The organism is uncultured Fluviicola sp. (genome assembly GCF_902168135.1).
In the GTDB taxonomy this organism is placed as follows: domain Bacteria; phylum Bacteroidota; class Bacteroidia; order Flavobacteriales_D; family Crocinitomicaceae; genus Fluviicola.
This window is the reverse complement of record NZ_CABHOL010000015.1, coordinates 208,376-222,446: the sequence shown is the minus strand read 5'-3', so window position 1 is coordinate 222,446 and position 14,071 is coordinate 208,376. Positions and strand designations below refer to the sequence as shown.

Below are 14,071 nucleotides of genomic sequence, written 5' to 3'. Positions count from 1 at the left end.
CTCTTTTAGTTTTTTACTCTTAGCCTTTATTCACTCCTGCTTAAAGTAGTATTTTCGATTATTTGATTTTCAGAAAACAGGCTTTCCCTTTCGACAGTCTTTTCTGTATTCACTGATGCCCCATTCCGTATAACTGCTCATTATCAGATTATAATTCAAACAAAAATTTTTTGTTTGTTAATTTTTCTTTACATTTAATGCATCTTTAATTTACTAATGTTATGAAAAAACTTTTACTTAGTTTTGGATTGTTTGTAACGACCACCTATTCATTCGGTCAGGTGATTTGTAATCAAACATCTCCAAATCCAACAATTTACTCTTTCACACAAGCAAGCGGTTGGGGTATGGATCTGACCATTCCCGGGAACTTTGTGCATGACACACTTGCGGTTGCTTCCGATACAACAGGTTGTGGAACAATTACCAATGCCTCTGTTTCAGGAAAAATTGCTGTGATCTATCGCGGGACTTGCAACTTTACAGTGAAAGTGCAAAACGCCGTTGCAGCAGGAGCTGTCGGTGTACTTATCATAAACAACGTTGCAGCGGCTCCGATTCCAATGGGGGGAACTCCAACAGGACCGGTAAACGTTCCAATCGCGATGATTTCCCAGGCTGACGGTGCATCCGTTCGTGCTACTATGGCAGGCGGACCGGTTATGTTCTACATCGGTAACAAATCCGGTTTCTTTGACGACGATTTAGCGTTAAATGATATCGGTTCTATGAGAGCAAACGTTGGTTCTTTACCGATTTCATTGGCTCAAAACGGAACTGAATTTTCCGTTCCTCTTGGAGCGTGGGTATTTAACCAGGGACAAAATGATTTGTCTAACATCGTTTTGAACGGTACTATTACACGCAATGGAACAAGTGTACACAATGTAAACTCTTCTCCGGTTTCCATCCTTTCGGGAGATTCAGCATTCGTTACTCTTACTACTTACTCACCTGCATCACATCAGGCTGGTGACTATGAAATCGTTTATACCGTAGATTTCGGTGCGGCAGATGATTACGCGAATGATAATACAAATACAAACTATTTCACATTGAGTGATTCTTTGTGGTCACTATGCAGCCTTGACACGACTATCGTTTCCAAGCAAACTTACGTACGTCCAGCAGAGTTACCGGTTAACCAATTCGAATCTTGTATTGCTTTCAAGAACGCAAATGCAGCAAGAGTTGCAATGGACGGTATTTACTTTGGAGGATTTACCATTACTGCTGCTGATACTGCAACAGTTCACCTGGATGATTTCGAAGCATTCTGGTCTTTGTATACTTGGGATGATCCTGACTTTACAATTACAAACGGAACGTTTGACATTATCAGCCAGGTAGCTTACGGAAGCTTTACTTACCCTTCAAACGGTGATCCGCTTGCAGGAGAGACGATCTTTATGCCTTTAACAGGCGGTGATCAGGGAGCATCTCACTACCGTTTTGTGAACGATCAGCAATACTTATTGTGTATTGAAAACTTCCAACCGAAGTTATTCATGGCATACAGCGACAGAGACCATTACGATCTTCAAATGGAAACTGATGATTTGATTCGTTTCCCTAACAGATCTGATGCAGGTGACTTTACTCCGGCTGGATTCGTTGGTCTTCCTGTTCCTTCAATTGCTTTAAGAACATCTACAAGCTTGAATGTTTCTGAAAATGAATTGGTAAATGTTTCTGCATTCCCGGTTCCTGCTAAAGAAACTATTACTGTAAAAGTACAGGCTGCAGGTGATGCTTCATTGAAAATTGTAGATATGGCTGGTCGTGAGATTTCTACACAACAAGTGAAAATTGAAAATGGTCAATTCCAAACTTCTGTTGCAGGAATGAACGCTGGTACTTATGTATTCACATTAGATTATGCAAATGGTACTACTAGCCGCTTCAACGTGGTTGTATCTAAATAATTAATCAAAATTGATTGAAAAACCGAGGGATAACCCTCGGTTTTTTTATGCCCGAATTTCAAGTAGCAATTTGATTCGTATCTTCGCAAAAAATTATTTATGAAACGTTCGCTAATCCTTTTCACACTGCTTGCCATTACCTTTTCAGGAATGTCACAAATTCCGGGTTGGAACCATAGTCAGCCGATTACAATCCTTGAACACTCGGGAAATCCTGTTACCAACTACCAATTAAAACTCACCATTGATACGCAAACGCCTATTTCAAACGGGCAAATGCTTATCACCGGAGATGATATCCGTTTCTCCACAGCCTGCAACGGCGGAGATACTTTGAACTATTGGATCGAGTCCGGAATAAATACCCCAACCACTCAAATCTGGGTTAAAGTCGACAGCATTCCGGCAAACGGAGGTAAAACCATTTACCTAAACTACGGAAATGCTTCTGCAGCTTCCGTTTCAGCCATCAATGGTACATTTTACGGTCCGCATTCCTCGACAGACAGTGTTGACAATGGTGGTACCGGTGGAGTTGGAGACAGCCAGCGCGGATTTCGGTTTTACCCGAATGAAGATATCCTTGTAACGGCATTCGGAAAAAGAGAACCAACGGGCACAACTCGCTACATTACCTTATTTGACAATGCCACCCAGGCCATCATTCACCAGGAACAAGTTTCAGGGCCGGCTGCGCAATACACCTATCAGAACATAGCAGCACCGATTTGGCTGATCCAGGGAACCCAATACTTACTTGAAATGCATCAAAATAGTACAGACGGCTACTATTTCGGGTCCAGTACTCAAATCGGACAGCATCTTACTTACCTGGACATGCGTTACTGCAACGGATGCGATCAAAACACCTTTCCGGGAAATTACCTCAATTCGATTCATTACGGATACCCGGATTTTTGGTACTATTCCAAGAATAATGTAATTCCGGCTCCGACTTATCAGTTAGGTTCTTTCTTCACGGACATGACTGATGATTATTTTATTTGTTCTTCCGATTCCGCAACCATCCCCCTAACCATTATAGGCGGACAATCCCCTTTTGATATTCAATGGACGGGAACGGAACTCTCAGCAGACACCATCGCACAACCCATTGCCTTTCCTTCTGACACCCTGGAATACCAGGTAAGTATTACGGATGCATGTGGTTTCAGCGCAACAGATTCCATAACCTTCAATGTGGGTGCTCTTCCGGCAGCGAACCTGCAGGCCACGGCAACAATTGTCTGCAATGGAGAATGGTCCGAATTAACAATCGACACGACCTACAGCGCCGTTTGGGATGATAATTCCACTGCCGATTCATTGGTGGTAGCTCCAACAGCAACTACAACTTACCATGTTCAAACAACCGACAACAACGGCTGTCAAAGCTACGATTCCATTCAAATCGTATTCCACACACCAGCTTATTTGACCAGAGTAATTCATAAATGTTTCGGGGAAAGCTACCAGATTGGGAATCACACCTACACATTAAACGGCACCTATGTTGATACGCTCAGCGGAGTTTCCAATTGTGATAGTATTATTACAACCGAACTGACTTTCCAGGAAGATATTGATTCACAAATCCAGCAGATTGGATTAACCCTGGTTGCAGACCTTGGTGCTGACGGATACCAATGGGTGAATTGTGCAACTGGAAATACGCCGATTCCGGGTGCAACGGATTCGTATTATGAAGCAACTCAGAACGGGAGTTATGCTGTTATTTCAAGCATCGGTTCTTGTTCCGAACAATCTGCCTGCATCGTAATCAGCACTGTTGGCCTGGAAGAATTTGATCAAATAGACAATCTTTCCGTATATCCCAATCCTACGACAGGAAACCTGACCATTCAGTCTTCTGTTTCGCAGCAAGTGAAGATCCTCGACGTTATTGGAAATGTAGTAAGAAGTGAAGATGTTATAGCCGGAGTAAGCAAACTAATTGATGTGCGTACTTTAGGTACAGGTTCTTACTACCTTCAGTCACGGACAAAAGTGATTCGATTCGTCATTCAATAATTGGGAAGTTCAAAATTATTCGAGGGTTTAAAGGGTTCAAAATTTGAACTCTTTGAACTCTTTGAACTCTTTGAACTCTTTGAACTCTTTGAACTCTTTGAACAATTAATTCTTTAATCTTGGAAGAGTGATCAGAACAGTGGTTCCTTCAGCTGAAGTCTGTTCTATTTCAATAGAGCCGCGGTGAGTTTCAACAATTTGCTTGACCATTGCCAATCCCAAACCTGTACCGGTTGATTTCGTCGTAAAATATGGTTCGAATATTGTTTGGATCTGGTCTTCCGGAATGCCGGTTCCATTATCCTTTATCCGGATAAAAACCAGCTGTTCATTCGTTTCAACAGCAACAACTATTTGAACAGGGTTGTTCAGTGAAACAGCCTGAATTCCGTTTGAAACCACATTATTCAACACGCGAAGCAGCATTTCCTTATCTCCCGGCACTAAAATTCGTTCCTCTGATGTGTTTAATTCCAAATTAATACGAATATTCGAATCGCTGTCAAATAATGCAACTACGGCCTTTATTAGTGCAATAAGATCAATTTTCGTAATCACCGGCTGGGGCAGTTTCGCAAAATTCGAGAATTCATTGGCAATATGTGTCAGCGCATCTATTTGTTCTATTAAAGAACTTGTAACGCGTTCAATCCGTTCGGATGCTTTCGGGTCGTTCGGATCAAAAACCCGCCGCAGATGCTGAATACTCAGCTTCATAGGAGTGAGTGGGTTTTTAATCTCGTGTGCTACCTGCTTGGCCATTTCTCTCCACGCACTTTCACGCTCCGACTGTGCCAGTTTTGCAGCGGCTTCCGCCAGTTCGTTCAATTTATGATTGTACTCTGCAACCAATGATCCGATCTCATCCTGCGCTTTGTAATTAATCTGCAAACTGTTCTTGCCCAATTCGAACTGTGAGAAACTTTTTCGCAGCAGCATCAGCGGACCCGTCAACCAGGAAGAGACCAACAGCGCAACCAAAATCGACAATACGAGTAAGAGCATAAAAACATTCAGGATGGCCACAAAGAATTGCCTTAATTGTTCCTCAAATACGTTTCGCTGGTCAAAATGAAGAATGTTCAGATAACCCAGCAGCTCGTTCTCATGATTAAAAACGGGGACGTATCCCGACAAATAGACCAAAGACCCGATATTCTCCTCATGAATAAATTCGGAACGCATACGAAACTGCAGCTCATACAGCGCTTTTGGATTCATTTGCTCGCTCAGCAAACCCATGTTGTAGATCTTGGTCCTGGAAGTTCCGGCCAAAATCCCATCTGATTGGTATAAATTGATATCTGCAAGAAAAACCTTCGACCATCTGCGAAGGTGGTAATCCAATTCATCCTGGTTCTTGTCACTGAACTTCTCAGACATAAAACGCTGCCTGGAATGAATCTCATTGATCACTGATTTCACCTTCTCGCGAATCTGGTCTGTCGAATAACTGCGGTACTGACCACTCAGCATGGTTGTACTTGCAATGCTGAACCCGCCCAACGAGATCACAATCAACCCGATCAAAACCAATTGAATTTTCGTGATCATCGATATTCCATTCGAGAACTTTACCCCGTTCAGCTGCTTCAGCAACAAAACAATTGTCAGCATTGCTCCGAAACAAACCAGTAAAATAGATGTTGTCGTGAGATAGGATAGCCAGGAAGGAATCATCTTGGTTAAGATAATTGCGTCCGTCTTTGATTTCTTAAAGATCAAATGCTCGAACCCATCTTTTTCGTACCACTGATGTCCCTCATCACTATAATCACCAAACATCATCAGACCGGTCGGATAACTGTAAGCACCGTAATTCAACACCAGGTGATTGTTAAAATACTTGGCAATAGAATAACGTTCCAGGGATTCAAAAACCGCAGTCTGCTTGGAGATCAGCAATCTTGGGAAACCAATTTTCTCCGGAATACGCTTGGATTTCATGGTCCCGTAAAAATAGACCTTTACACCATTCCGTTCCAGCGGCAGGTAAAACACATAATTAAACTGGCTGGTATAATCCTTTACATAGTACAAACTGGAATCTATCTCTGAACGTATACCGTGCCGCTCAATCAATTCATCCAATTGCTTTTTGTACGTTCCATTCAAACGGATTCCAAGACTGTCTTCCAAATAGTAGTAAAAATCAACATCAAACCGATCCCAGTAACCTTTGAAAACCTGGTACTCCATGGCTTCCTTCAATTCGGAAAAACTGGGTTTTGTCTCGTGACGGAATAAGCGTTTCAGGAAAGGTTCCGAAATCAGTTTTTCTTTTGCGTTCGTAAAATCAACTTCAGCATTGATATCCCGGTCATCGGCCAGCTGGTTGGCAAAAAGCAAACGTTCTTCCCGTTCCTTCTTTTTGGCTTCCATTTCAAGATTCATGGTGATACCAAAAGAAACCAGGAAAGCAGCAAGCAAATAAAACGTGAAATTCCAGCTGCCACGAAAGCTTACCAACAGAGCTACGATCAAAAGGGAGAACATCCAGATAATCCAGAAACCGTGAAGGCGGAAAATCCACTCGTTTGCAATAATAACCGGGAAAAAAAGCATAAAAAGCACAATCCATACCTCTGCTTTCCCCGGCTTGAGATTCCTCCAGTTGTCAATCATTAACTGGCAAAAACGAATAAGGCCCAAAGAACCCAGTCCGATAAGGAAAATAAAAACGATGGAAAAAATATTGAGCTTCAATAATTCACTCAAATGGATCGGAATAGTAGAATTGACGATGATCAGTTTGATGAGCTGCGGATATACCATCATCAACACCGGTATTAAAATCAATCCGGAATAAATTACGAACTTATTGGCGGTCCCGGTTATTATTTTTCCCAATGAAGGTGCAATCATCAGCAGTGCTACAAACCAAACCAGTACTTCCCCGAAATTCGGAATCCAGCTGTTCAAAGCCATCAGTCCGGGTTCAAACAGCACTGTGTCCTCCATCCAATCGAACCAATCAAAGCGCAAAGCCAGGTAACGCAGTGTAAGAATTCCTACTATAAAAACTACACGCGCTAAGGTTGTCCGCAGGTATTTGTTGATTTTCAGTGAAAGTAATAATACGATAACAATGATGGTTGCAAAAATAGTAATCAGCAAATGCTCGTTATCCGGGTTTTGATTCAAAGTATTGATTCCAAAAACAGGGTCATTGTTCTGATCAAAAATAGTGTGATCTTTTTCCGTAACTAATGAAACTGTTCCGTGAATAGCCGGAAAAGGCTTAAAAAAGTAGTCTTTCAGCTGGTCATTGGTAATCGGAAAGACCCGTTTAATTCCGAAAGTAACGACGAAAATATCCGATCCCTGCTTTTTCATTTGGGTGTAATACCATCCATTCTGCATTTGGACTGCGCCATTCACCGGAAAGTGCAGATCTGTAAAGCGGTTTACAGGACATTTATTCGTATTCCAAAAAACCAGTGAATCTCCATGATAAACATGGACGAAAAGGGTATTTTCCAGGTAATTATACTTTTTAGAAAATTCACCTCTGCTGAGAGTTTTCCAGTCATTCGGAACGCGGTTTAATTCATTTCCGGCCTTCTCAATCTGGCTTAAAAAAACTTCCTGGAACTGGTTAAGGTCTTCCTGACCCGATTGTTTTAAAGGGAAAAACAATCCAATTAAAAGCAAAAAACATGCACTTAATATCAGTGCATATCCTCTTTTTGCGAAAAATTGAATTATTCCTTTAAGCATAATAATTTGGGAGTCAGCATTTGGATCAGTCTTTCAAATTCCAAATCTGCCTGCTGATCATTTTCGAATACAAAATCCGCCAAGTGCATGTATGGTTCCAGGTATTGCTCATAACAAGGTGCTACGTGATTCTTCCACTGGTATAGAATTGCTTCCCTGGAATATCCGCGCGTTTCCTGGTCACGATACAACCTTCTGTCCAGCTGCACTTCCGGATCAACATCCATAAAAATAGAAAAATCCAGCAATTCATGGACACCGGCATACTGGAACAGAAAAAGGCCTTCCACAATAATAATCGGAGAAGGGTCCAGGGTAATCAACACACTTTTATTAGGCGGAGCATTGAAGTGATACTCTTTTACTTCAATCGATTTTCCTTCTTTCAGATTTCTCAGGTCCTCTACCAATTGCTCTTCATCCAATGCTGTAGGTAAATCGAAATTCACATGTCCGTTCTCATCAGAAATCTGCTGATCAATAGGCAGATAATAATTATCCATAGAAAAAACGGTGGGGTGAAGTTCACCATAAAATGCCGCCAGGCGCTTTAGAAGAGTTGTTTTTCCGGATCCGCTCCCGCCACAAATTCCAATGATCATTTCTGCTTATATTCGAAGGTTAAACTGTTTTTTGCTGGAAATTGCTTTGTATCAAAAACCAACCACTTTGTATTCAATTCAACTACAAATTTACTCGGAAATTCCTCAGTAAGCAAGCGACTTGGATTAGATGTTGCCTGATCGATGGTCCCGGACACGATTCCGGTACCTGAGTTAAAGTTGTGAAAATGTCCTTCCGACTTACCTGAATTAACATACCAGCCTATCCCCTCATCCATTCTGAAACAGCCCACTTCCAGGTCTTTTTTCGGATTGTATGAAGAACAGACAGATGTACATGTTTTCGTCCATTCTTTGCCATTCATTTTATAACTGGTCAAATTTGCTGCTGTTCCGCTCATTTCAATCCCACCTACATAATAGGCGCCGTTTGCATAAACCAATGTTCCTTTTTCATTGGGTTCACTTCTTTTCAACAAAGCACTTCCTCTTCTTCCGAAACCAACACGTGCATGCGCAATGAAATTCGTTCCTCTTTGCTCCAAAACCTGTTCAGAAATCATTACTCCTTTGGGACTGTATTCCTTTACTTTCCAACCCGCCTCTTTACCGGCATGCAAACGGGCTGCAAATAAAATATTCTCACCTTTCTCTCCGGCAACATACCAGGAAATCTGATCCTCGATTTTGGAAGAGCTGATCACATTTTCACTGACGATAAAAGCATACAAGTTAAAATTGTGATGGGTCATGGAAACTGCGATAGTGGTCAATTTCTCCTTGTCGCGGTGTTTAAACATCCAAAGAAGTGATTTTTCAGTTGTGATGATATCCGTTAAGTACAAATCGGAAGGACTGAAACCTCCCAATTGCTTTATAGGATTCTGAAAATTCAAATTCATCACTTTGATATTCCCGGCGGCACTCAATTGATGAACAAAAACCTTGTTGTCTTTCAGCTCCAGGGTTTCAAGAAAGTAGGCATATTTACCTCCGTCTTCCGAAATAAAATAAGTTTCCTTGGCCATCGGGTTATAGACCTGCTGCCAGGCGCTCTTACCATCTCCCGAAACCATTGTCAAATCTACCTGTTTTTGAGTTAAGGTTAAATCGCGGCTCAATGCCAAAGCTCCAATTCCTTTCCACTCAATGATGTCATAATAAGGTTGTTTCAACGGTGGGATTTCGAAATTTTGAGCATGAATAGAAATACTAACTAGCGCAAAAAGAATGATTAAAGATTTTTTCATATTCGGAATAAAGCGTAAATTGGCAGATAAATGTAAAATATTTCAACAGAATATGTTATTCTCCCGTGCAATTAAAAATACCTTAACAGGAATTTCTCTTTTGGTATCAACTATTTCGTTTGCCCAAAACGAAGAAATGAAAACACTTGTTATTGGTCAGCCGGTTCCTATGATGGATCATAAACTGGAAATGACGGATGGTAAATCAACAGACCTGGCTTCGCTTGGCGGCGAAAAGGGATTGCTGGTTGTTTTTTCATGCAATACCTGTCCGTTTGTTGTTGGGAGCGAAAATTTCGAGGGCTGGGAAAAACAATACAATGACTTAAATAAGTTCGCCATACAGCATGGTTACAAAATGGTGCTGGTGAATTCCAATGAAGCTAAAAGAGGTGACGATGATTCACCCCAGGCTATGCAGAAAAGAGCGCGTGAGAAAGAATATAGCATGCCATACGTGATTGATAAAAATTCTCAATTGGCTGATGCGTTCGGTGCAAGAACAACGCCTCATGTCTTTTTGCTGAATAACAAAACGGAATTGATCTACATGGGTGCAATTGACAATAAAGTTGACGGTAAACGCAGCTCCGATGAAAATTATCTCAAAAATGCGATAGAAGCCGCTTCCAAAGGCAAAGAAGTTGAACTCACTTCAACTCCGCCAAGAGGTTGCAGCATCAAGCGTGTTAAAATGTAAAAGCTATAACTCTCCAAAATAAAACAAGTATGAACAAAAAACTACTAACTTGTGCCCTGCTAACTCTCTCCCTTTCGTTAGTTGCACAGCAAGGTGACGGCGGTCTTCCAAAAAGTGGAAAAGTATCCCATACCTTAAACCAAATTCCAAAAAAATTCTTTGCCGAGCCGGATGTTCCTGCATTAAAAGCAGAAGATGAAGTAACGGACAAAGCCGGAAATGCTCCCTGGAGATTCGGATTCAACAATTACACTTCCCTGAATATGAACAATTCGGGAAGCTGGAATACACTTCCAAACGGCGACCGTATCTGGCAGCTTGCAGTTACTTGTCAAAACGCATTAACTGTAAACCTGACTTTGGATAATGTGACACTTCCGGAAGGAAATGAGTTGTATGTATACAATCCGGATAAATCATTTATTCTTGGAAAATTTACAGCATATCATTTGTACGAAGGAACATTGGGAACAGAATTGGTTCCGGGAAGCACAGCTATTTTAGAATATTATATTCCCGCTAATAATGCAGGGAAACCAGCTTCGCTGAATATAAACACGGTTACTCACGGCTACCGTACAGCAGGCGAATTTGAAGCAAAAGCATTCGGAACTTCCGGGAATTGCAACATGAATGTGAACTGTTCGGATGGTGCACCATGGGTTGACCAGCGCAACGGAGCAGTCATGCTGGTATCCGGAAGCAACGGTTTCTGTTCCGGATCATTGATCAATAATACTATGGAAGATGGTAAGCCTTATGTCCTAACGGCAAACCACTGTTACAGTACGCCTACAAGCTGGATTTTCCGTTTCAACTGGCAGGCTGCCGGTTGTTCGAACCCGGGAAGTTCTCCGACTTTCTCTTCACTGTCCGGAGCAGTCCTGAGAGCCAGAAGAACACCTTCTGATTTCTGTTTGGTTGAGATTACAGGTGGATTGGTTAACAATACCGTTCCCACTTCCTACAATCCTTATTTTTCCGGATGGGACAATACAGGAGCAATCCCAACATCCGCAGTAAGTATCCATCACCCGGACGGAGATATCAAAAAAATCTCTTTTGATGATGATCCATTGGTAATTTCCCAGGGAATGGGTTCTTCAGAAGCAAATTCTACATGGACCCTGCATTGGGACAGAAATACCACAACGGAAGGCGGATCTTCCGGATCCCCGTTATTCGACCAAAATCACCGGATTATCGGTCAGCTTTGGGGTGGTGGAGCATCTTGTTCAAACCTGAATTCCGCAGACTACTACGGTCGTTTGGCAAATTCCTGGAATCCTGCAGGAAGCAACAGTACGAATCATCTGATGACATGGTTAGATCCAATAAACATCGGTGCAACTATTGTTGACGGGTATGATCCCTTGGTTCCTCCTCGCACATTGGATGCCGCGATGGCTAATCCACAGGATGTTACTGGCACCATTTGTTCTGGAACAATAACTCCGAAAGTAACTCTGATAAATTTAGGAACTTCTGTATTAACGTCTGCAACGATCAATTATGGGTATGACGGATCTACCCCACTTGTTTATAACTGGACCGGTTCTTTAAACAAATACCAATCAAGCGTTGTTACCCTTCCAGGCACTGTTTTGGGCACTGGAAACCATTCTTTCAAAGCAGTAGTTTCTAACCCGAATACTTCTGCTGATCAAAATGCCCTAAATGATACCATTACTGCTTCTTTCACAACCATAAGCGGTGGTAACATTGTTACTCTCAACTTATCGCTGGATTGTTACGGGGATGAAATCACTTGGGTGCTAAAAGACAACGCCGGAGTTACAACGCTTTATTCCGGAGGTCCATATTCACAAACATCACCACCCAACGGATCTAACGTTTCCACACAATTCTGTCTGGATAATGCGTGTTACAAATTCACCATTATGGATGATTTCGGAGATGGAATGACATCTAGTGGATGTCCGAATGGTTCTTACACAATCGAAGATCAGAACAACAATGTATTAGCCGAATTAACCGCTGCAAATGCAAACTTCGGGACAACAAATACGAAGAGCTTCTGTGTAAACGGAACAAACAGCCTGAATGAGTACACTTCTTCCTGGAAACTTTATCCGAATCCGACCAGCGAGCATTTAACCATTGAGGTTACTTCCGGTGGATTGAAAACCATTGATGTGCTGAATGCAACAGGTCAGATCATCCAAACAATCCAATCGGATGAAGATGCGATTACTATTCCGGCAAGCACTTTGGCAAAAGGAATGTACTTTATCAGATTATCAAGCAATGAGGGAACTTCTCAAAAAAGCTTCATCGTGAAGTAATAGCGATAAAACAGATATCCGAAAACCCCGACATTTATCATCGGGGTTTTTTTATTTTCTAAATTTCCCTCTTTGGAGCGGGACTAAAGGAGAGATGAAATTTTTCTTTAACTTCGAAAGAAAAATTTTTCATGGCTAAGGTAAAATCCGCTTTCTTCTGTCAAAATTGTGGTTACGAAACTCCGAAATGGCTGGGTAAATGCCCTTCCTGCGGGGAATGGAACACCTTTGTTGAAGAGCTTGTTGAAAAACAACTGCCGCAGGTTATTGCCTTTTCCACCTCATCCGGGCGAACAGCCAAAGCACAGGTTTTGCAGGAGATCGTTTCTAACGGACAGCGCAGGATTGTTCTTCCGGACAGTGAGATCAACCGCGTACTCGGAGACGGATTGGTACCCGGATCGTTAATCCTTTTCGGAGGAGAACCGGGAATCGGGAAATCTACTCTTTTACTTCAATTGGCCGTTCAAACTTCTTTGCGGGTTTTGTATGTTTCCGGGGAAGAAAGCGAACAGCAGATAAAAATGCGTGCTGAGCGGATCGGTCAGAAGAATGAATCCTGTTTCATTTTAACGGAAACCAACATTCAAAACATTTTCAAGCAAGCCGAAGACATCAATCCGGAGTTGTTGATCGTAGATTCCATCCAAACGCTTTTCAGTTCGCAGATCGAAAGTGCCCCGGGAAGCATTTCACAAATCCGTGAATGCACCGCTCAGCTGCTTCGTTATGCAAAAATGACAGAGGTTCCTGTCTTTTTAATCGGCCACATTACCAAGGAAGGATCTTTGGCAGGTCCAAAAGTTTTGGAACACATGGTAGATGCCGTATTGCAGTTTGAAGGTGACCAGCATCATGTTTACCGTTTACTCCGAGGAATTAAGAACCGTTTTGGAAGTACCAATGAATTGGGGATTTATGAAATGAACGGTTCGGGTTTAAGAACTGTTGAGAACCCATCGGAAATACTGATTTCTTCCGGAGACAGCAAGTTAAGCGGTGTTGCTATTGCTGCAACACTTGAGGGATTGAGACCATTACTGATAGAAGTTCAGGCGCTTGTAAGCACTGCTGCATATGGAACACCCCAGCGTTCCTCTACCGGTTTTGATTTGCGCCGATTGAACATGTTACTTGCAGTGATGGAAAAACGCTGCGGTTTCAAACTCGGGGCCAAAGATGTTTTCCTTAATATTGCCGGTGGGATCCGGGTTGACGATCCGGCAATTGATCTTGCAGTTGTGGCCGCAGTACTATCCAGCAATGCCGATATTGCTATTGACCGTTCGATTTGCTGCTCTGCAGAAGTTGGGCTTTCGGGCGAGATCCGTCCTGTCAACCGCATCGATCAACGCATCCGGGAAGCGGAAAAATTAGGATTTGAAAAAATCATTATATCGAAGCACAATAAGGGGATCGAGCAGGCGAACTTCAAGATCGAACTGATCCCTTGTTCCAGAATTGATGAAGTCCTGAAAGCATTATTCGCATAAAACAAACCACATTTTGTAAGCCACACACTCTATCTTGGAAATTATTTATTCCAATGAACTCTATTGTAATAGTTTAGTTACAT

The 14,071-nt window shown here is 42.1% G+C and carries 8 protein-coding genes; 5 read left to right on the top strand and 3 right to left on the bottom strand.

Annotated elements, in window-relative coordinates; genetic code table 11:
• Positions 1 to 221: 221 nt before the first annotated feature.
• Positions 222 to 1,925 (top strand): PA domain-containing protein, encoded by a 1,704-nt coding sequence (locus tag QZT69_RS04010; RefSeq protein WP_294670731.1) that lies wholly within the window; start codon positions 222 to 224, stop codon positions 1,923 to 1,925.
• 99 nt (positions 1,926 to 2,024) lie between these two features.
• Entirely contained in the window at positions 2,025 to 3,956 is a 1,932-nt protein-coding gene (locus QZT69_RS04005; protein WP_294670730.1) for a DUF2341 domain-containing protein, read from the top strand.
• 105 nt (positions 3,957 to 4,061) lie between these two features.
• On the opposite strand, the gene QZT69_RS04000 is transcribed toward QZT69_RS04005, so the two are convergent.
• Genes QZT69_RS04000 through QZT69_RS03990 form a run of 3 tightly spaced genes read right to left on the bottom strand, consistent with a single transcriptional unit; the run spans position 4,062 to position 9,489 of the window.
• Positions 4,062 to 7,676, bottom strand: a complete 3,615-nt coding sequence (locus QZT69_RS04000) for an ATP-binding protein (protein ID WP_294670728.1) — start codon at positions 7,674 to 7,676, stop codon at positions 4,062 to 4,064.
• On the bottom strand, positions 7,661 to 8,278 hold the full coding sequence (locus tag QZT69_RS03995; protein ID WP_294670727.1) for a hypothetical protein: 618 nt from the start codon (positions 8,276 to 8,278) through the stop codon (positions 7,661 to 7,663). Before QZT69_RS03995 ends, QZT69_RS04000 begins: the two co-directional genes overlap by 16 nt.
• Positions 8,275 to 9,489, bottom strand: coding sequence for a hypothetical protein (locus tag QZT69_RS03990; protein WP_294670725.1), 1,215 nt, complete (start codon positions 9,487 to 9,489; stop codon positions 8,275 to 8,277). Before QZT69_RS03990 ends, QZT69_RS03995 begins: the two co-directional genes overlap by 4 nt.
• Positions 9,490 to 9,625: 136 nt before the next feature.
• Here QZT69_RS03990 and QZT69_RS03985 point away from each other — a divergent pair, with 136 nt between their 5' ends.
• The 3 genes from QZT69_RS03985 (at position 9,626) to radA (ending at position 13,988) form a co-directional block, all read left to right on the top strand.
• Complete coding sequence (locus tag QZT69_RS03985) at positions 9,626 to 10,189, top strand: thioredoxin family protein (RefSeq protein WP_294670723.1); 564 nt, start codon at positions 9,626 to 9,628, stop codon at positions 10,187 to 10,189.
• 29 nt (positions 10,190 to 10,218) lie between these two features.
• Positions 10,219 to 12,495 (top strand): T9SS type A sorting domain-containing protein, encoded by a 2,277-nt coding sequence (locus tag QZT69_RS03980; protein ID WP_294670721.1) that lies wholly within the window; start codon positions 10,219 to 10,221, stop codon positions 12,493 to 12,495.
• 131 nt (positions 12,496 to 12,626) lie between these two features.
• On the top strand, positions 12,627 to 13,988 hold the full coding sequence (gene radA, locus QZT69_RS03975) for a DNA repair protein RadA (protein ID WP_294670719.1): 1,362 nt from the start codon (positions 12,627 to 12,629) through the stop codon (positions 13,986 to 13,988).
• The last annotated feature ends 83 nt before the right edge of the window (positions 13,989 to 14,071 follow it).

Bases quoted from the DNA above. Each gene is read 5' to 3' on its own strand.
- QZT69_RS03990 (WP_294670725.1), bottom strand. From the start codon at position 9,489: ATGAAAAAATCTTTAATCATTCTTTTTGCGCTAGTTAGTATTTCTATT.
- QZT69_RS03980 (WP_294670721.1), top strand. From the start codon at position 10,219: ATGAACAAAAAACTACTAACTTGTGCCCTGCTAACTCTCTCCCTTTCG.
- QZT69_RS03985 (WP_294670723.1), top strand. From the start codon at position 9,626: ATGAAAACACTTGTTATTGGTCAGCCGGTTCCTATGATGGATCATAAA.
- QZT69_RS04000 (WP_294670728.1), bottom strand. From the start codon at position 7,676: ATGCTTAAAGGAATAATTCAATTTTTCGCAAAAAGAGGATATGCACTG.
- QZT69_RS03995 (WP_294670727.1), bottom strand. From the start codon at position 8,278: ATGATCATTGGAATTTGTGGCGGGAGCGGATCCGGAAAAACAACTCTT.
- radA (WP_294670719.1), top strand. From the start codon at position 12,627: ATGGCTAAGGTAAAATCCGCTTTCTTCTGTCAAAATTGTGGTTACGAA.
- QZT69_RS04005 (WP_294670730.1), top strand. From the start codon at position 2,025: ATGAAACGTTCGCTAATCCTTTTCACACTGCTTGCCATTACCTTTTCA.
- QZT69_RS04010 (WP_294670731.1), top strand. From the start codon at position 222: ATGAAAAAACTTTTACTTAGTTTTGGATTGTTTGTAACGACCACCTAT.